The sequence below is a fragment of the Microcoleus sp. B13-B6 genome (genome assembly GCF_036705405.1).
In the GTDB taxonomy this organism is placed as follows: domain Bacteria; phylum Cyanobacteriota; class Cyanobacteriia; order Cyanobacteriales; family Microcoleaceae; genus Microcoleus.
Map to the genome: position 1 here is coordinate 1 of NZ_JAUBUJ010000085.1, position 5496 is coordinate 5496.

The following is a 5496-nucleotide window of genomic DNA, read 5'->3' on the forward strand; positions in this document are numbered from 1 at the left end:
GAATCATCGCTGTCGTCGTCAATCAAATCAACAGTTTCCGAATCATCGCTGTCGTCGTCAATCAAATCAACAGTTTCAGAATCATCGCTGTCGTCGTCAATCGCATCGACAGTTTCCGAATCGCCAATATTTATGTCGATCTCAATGAGGCCAGCCTTTTCAGAATCCTCAATATTTATGTCGATGTCAATGAGGCCAGCCTTTTTAGTGCTGTACTTGTCTCTTGTGAGAATAGGTGCGCTCGCCATTTTGATTACTCCTTCTTGTTTGGTAATTGATACAAAATTTCGCCCGATCTTGAAATGAAAGTCGTCGTTGCCAGTGCCGCCTCACAGGTCGTCGTTGCCACCAAAACCCGACAATATGTAATTTCCTGCTTTGCCATAGATTTTGTCAGCTTGATTAGTTCCCACTAATGATTTGTGAAACTTACCGCCGTTATCAGTGTTGTTGTCATTAAATTGAGTACCGTATATATCAATTTCATTTTCTCCTTTGTATTCCCAACTAATTGGTTTATTTAGGAAGTAATGGTGGGTATTTATATTTTTTTGCTTCCCTTTTCGCTTCCTGTTATCAGTTTCTTGCTAAAACTAGCGAACCGCAATGGTGATAAAATCAGGTATTATAGGAACTGATAAATAGCTTCAGGCTTTGAATTTATAGGGAAAAATCAGGTGCATCCTGACAAAGCATCATAAAAATCAGGACTCAGGCATCAGACCAAAGAAACCGGGTTTTTGACCTAATCTGTTGGCTACAAGGCGTCTTTTCGGAAAAAACCCGGTTTCTGACCACCGATTCGTAAGTCCTAAAAATCAGTAAAAGTCAGGTTGTTTGGTAAATCTCTACATAGTCAGGTTGGCGATCGTACAATCTAATCTAGATTTGGGTGCAGGCAATGATGAAAGAATTTCCAGTTAGCGATGAATATCAGATTGGCGGGAGTCTCCCAGCAGATGCGTCGAGTTACGTGATGCGGCAAGCAGACTTGGACTTTTACGAAGGTTTGAAGGCCCGTGAGTTTTGTTACGTGCTGAATTCGCGGCAAATGGGCAAATCTAGTTTGCGGGTGCGGACGATGCAAAGACTGCAAGCTGAAGGTACTGTTTGCGCTTGTATCGATTTAACTGGTATTGGCAAGGAAGATGTCACTCCTGAAAAATGGTATGCGGGAATGATTAATTCTTTGGTGAGTAGCTGCCAGCTAAGCAATCAAATTAATTGGCGGAATTGGTGGCGCGATCGCCGGGATTTATTATCACCTCTCCAGCGATTTAATTTGTTTATTGAAGAAGTTATTTTAGTTGAGATTTCCCAAAATATAGTTATTTTTATTGACGAGATAGATCGAGTGTTGAGTATGAACTTTTCTGCGGATGAGTTTTTTGCTCTAATTCGTTGGTTTTACAATCGAAGAGTTGACAATCCTCTCTACCGCAAACTGACTTTTGCGCTGCTAGGAGTGGCAACACCTTCAGATTTGATTGCCGACAAAACTCAAACTCCTTTTAATATTGGTAAAGCGATACATTTAGACGGCTTTAAACTTGATGAAGTGCAGCCTTTAATTGACGGCTGGCAAGGACGAGTTGCCAATCCTGAAAATGCGATCGCCCAAATACTAGATTGGACGGGGGGACAACCTTTTTTGACGCAAAAGCTGTGCAAGTTGGTGTTGGAAAATGAGTTGAAGAGAGTTAACCGCAGAGGCGCTGAGGGCGCAGAGAGAGACAGGCAGGATGCCTGTTCCACAGAGGAGGAGGGAGTTGCGGGGTTGGTGAGGTTGCGGGTTGTTGAGAATTGGGAGTCTCAGGATGAGCCGGAGCATTTGAAAACTATTCGCGATCGCCTGTTAAGAAATCAGCAAAAAGCCGGACAGTTATTAGGGCTTTACCAGCAAATCTTGGAATCGGCGAATCCCCCCCAAACCGAGGAAAACCAGGGTTTTGTAGGGGTAGTGCCCCCGTGCCTACCCCTGGGGGTTCTTGCCGATGGCAGTCCCGAACAAACCGAGTTGCGCCTGTCTGGTTTAGTGGTGCAACAGCAGGGAAAATTAACAGTTTACAACCGCATTTATGCCGAAGTTTTTAATCTGGAATGGGTGGAAAAACAGTTAGGAAAGCTGCGGCCTTATTCGGAAACTTTTAATGCTTGGGCTGTGGCTAATTTTGAGGATAATTCGCGGCTGCTGCGGGGAAATGCGCTGCAAGAGGCTCTGGAATGGTCGATAGATAAAAATTTAAGCCATCTGGATTACCGCTTCTTAGCAGCATCTCAAGATTTGGAAAAGCGTGAAGTTCAACAGGCTTTAGCTGTTAAAGAAGAAGAAGGTCACATATTAGCTAAAGCGAATGATACCTTAGTTTCAGCTCAACAACAAGCAAAAGTAGAATTTACTCAAGCCAAGCGCAGGGCTACCCGGATCATTGCGATGGGTTCTGTAGTTTTGGGAATTTCTGTAATCACAGCAATCTCCATCCAATTACAAGTAAAAAAAGCTCAACAGGAACTAGCCCAACGACAAGTAGTCCTGCAAACTTTATTCTCTAAAGCAGCTTTGGTTTCCGATCCTTTTGAAGCACTGTTGAAAGCATTACAAGCAGCGCAGCAGATGAAAAAATTAGAAAAATCAGCCAGCAACGATACGCAAATGCAGGTAATGAGGGCACTGCAACAGGCAATATATCATGTTAGAGAACGCGATCGCGCCGTTGGTCATAGTAGCGGTGTCAGAAGTGTAACTTTCAGTCCCGATGGCAAAATTTTTGCTTCTGCTAGCGAGGATGGTACGGTAAAACTGTGGAATGCTAGACCAGCTAGATTAATATCAACCCTGACCGGACGTACTACTAGAGTTACGAGTGTAAGTTTTCATCCTAATGGCAATATTTTGGCTTCTAGTAGTGAAGATGGTACGGTTAAGTTGTGGGATGTAAGGCATAGCCGTTTAATTAAAACTATTAACGCTCATAATGACTGGATAAGAACTGTTAGTTTTAGTCCCGATGGTAAAATTCTCGCTTCCTGTAGCCACGATGGTACTATCAAGTTGTGGAAAGCAACAGATAGTACGTTATTAAAAACTCTGAAAGGACATACCCGTGCCGTTACCCATATTAGTTTGAGTCCCGATGGTAAAACTCTCGCTTCTACAAGTTGGGATAGAACCGTGAGGCTGTGGAATATTGGCGATGGAACCCTTGTAAATACTCTGGAAGGTCATCAAGTAAATACCATAAGTGTCAGTTTTAGTCCCGATGGTAAAACTTTAGCTTCAGCCGATCAAGAAGGCATAGTGAAACTATGGAATGTAGCAGATAAAACTTTACTGCAAAACCTCCCTACTCATCGCAGGGCTGTCTGGAGTGCAATTTTTAGTCCAGATGGCAAAACTCTAGCAACTATCAGTTCGGATAGTACCGTAAAGTTGTGGAATTTAGAAGATATAAACGACAACAGAACCGACCCGCAACTTCTTAAAGGACATGACGGTAAAATTGAGAGTATCGCTTTTAGTCCAGATAGCAAAACTCTTGTTTCTGGAAGTTATGATAGCGCAATCAAGCTCTGGAATTTAGAAGTTAGGGAACCGCAAACCATTAAAAGAAATAGCGATAATATTCGATCAATAAGTTTTAGTCCCGATGGTAAGATTATTGCTTCCGGTAGCGACGATTCTAAAATAAAGCTATGGAATATCAAAAATGGCACTTTACTCCAAACTCTTAACGGTCATCAAGAGCCGATGCTAAGTGTTAGTTTTAGTCCCGATGGTAATATGTTAGCTTCCGGCAGTGTTGACAACACACTTAAGTGGTGGAATGTTCAAGATGGTCGATTACTAAAAACCCTCAACGATCATAGTGGTTGGGTCAGGAGCGTTCGCTTTAGTCCAGATGGGAAAACCTTAGCCTCTGGCGGTGATGATCGTACTGTAAAACTTTGGAATGTAGCAGAGGGTAGGTTGCTGAAAACCTTTAGAGAACCTCGTATTGTCACTGATTTAAGTTTTAGTCCAGATGGAAAAGCTCTAGCTGTGGCTTGTAATAACGGTGATCTAAGACTATTAAATTTAAAAACAGCTACTTTAACGTGGGCTTTTTCCGCCCATAGCGGTTGGGTACAGACCGTTAGTTTTAGTCCAAATAGTAAAATCTTAGCTTCTGGTGGTGATGATGGTACAGTCAAACTATGGAATGCAGAAAATGGCAGATTATTGCTTACCCTAGAAGGACATTTATCTGAGGTATTTACTGTCAGTTTCAGTCCGGATGGCAAAATTTTAGCTTCCTCTAGTGAAGATGGTACTGTGAGGGTGTGGAATGTAGAAACTGGTCTGGAAATATCAACCCTAGAAGGACACCTCAACAGAGTTACTAGCGTTATGTTTAGTCCAGATGGTAAAACACTAGCTTCTGCTGGGCTTGACAATACTATCAAGTTGTGGAAATTAGAACTCGATCTCGATAATTCGATCGGGCGGGGTTGTTTGTGGCTGGAAGATTATTTGGCTTCTCATCCCGAAGAGGCTAGAAAATTTAGCCAAATCTGTAAATAACTCAAGTTGCTAGTTATAAGACACTGGTAATGGGTAAGGGGTAATGGGTAATTGTAAGGCAGTTATCCTATAATCACACCAAGATTTTGATGATGGCAATTATGAGAGAGTATCCAGCTAATTATGAATATCACGTAGGCGGTAGTCTTCCAATTGATGCCTCCAGCTATGTAATGCGACAAGCAGACTCAGACTTTTACGAAGGTTTGAAAGCAGGTCAGTTTTGTTACGTGCTGAACTCGCGGCAGATGGGCAAATCAAGCTTGCGGGTGCGGACGATGCAAAGACTGCAAGCGGAAGGGTTTCTCTGTGCTTTTATTGACCTAACCGGAATTGGCAAGGAAGATGTAACGGCAGAAAAGTGGTATGCCGGACTCGTGCAATCTCTGGTAAGCAGCTATCAGCTTGGCAAAAAATTTCAATGGCGGGCTTGGTGGAAAGAGCAGCGGGAATTTTTGTCACCCGTGCAGCGGTTGAGTTTGTTTATTGAGGAAGTTTTATTAGTAGAAATTGAACAAAATATTGTAATTTTTGTAGATGAAATTGACAGAGTTTTGAGCATGAATTTTCCCCTGGATGATTTTTTTGCTTTAATTCGGTTTTTCTATAACCGACGAGTGGATGTGCCAAAATATCAGCGGATCACATTTGCTTTGTTGGGAGTGGCGACTCCTTCGGATTTGATTGCGGATAAAACTCAAACTCCTTTTAATATTGGTAAGGCGATAAATTTACGCGGTTTTCAGATTGATGAAGTGCAGCCTTTGATTGATGGTTGGCGGGGGCAAGTTGCTAATCCTGAAAGTGCGATCGCAGATATTTTGGATTGGACGGGGGGACAACCTTTTTTGACGCAAAAGCTGTGCAAGTTAATGCTGGAAAAGGAGTTAAAGAGAGTTAACCGCAGAGGCGCAGAGGGCGCTGAGAAAGACAGG

3 protein-coding genes are annotated in these 5496 nt (G+C 42.6%); 2 read left to right on the plus strand and 1 reads right to left on the minus strand.

Features of this window, described 5'->3' with window-relative positions; genetic code table 11:
- Positions 1-248 (minus strand): hypothetical protein (locus tag QUB35_RS28785; protein WP_445252097.1); only part of this gene is annotated, 248 nt, incomplete at its 3' end.
- Between the two features lie 653 nt (positions 249-901).
- On the opposite strand from QUB35_RS28785, the gene QUB35_RS28790 reads away from it, so the two are divergent.
- Together QUB35_RS28790 and QUB35_RS28795 are read left to right on the plus strand one after the other, a co-directional pair.
- The gene (locus tag QUB35_RS28790) at positions 902-4561 is read left to right on the plus strand and encodes a WD40 domain-containing protein (RefSeq protein WP_333145062.1); all 3660 of its coding nucleotides are present in this window, start codon (positions 902-904) and stop codon (positions 4559-4561) included.
- 92 nt (positions 4562-4653) lie between these two features.
- Positions 4654-5496, plus strand: an 843-nt coding sequence (locus tag QUB35_RS28795; protein ID WP_445252128.1) for an AAA-like domain-containing protein, incomplete at its 3' end; no start/stop codon positions are given.

Bases quoted from the DNA above. Each gene is read 5' to 3' on its own strand.
- QUB35_RS28790 (WP_333145062.1), top strand. From the start codon at position 902: ATGATGAAAGAATTTCCAGTTAGCGATGAATATCAGATTGGCGGGAGT.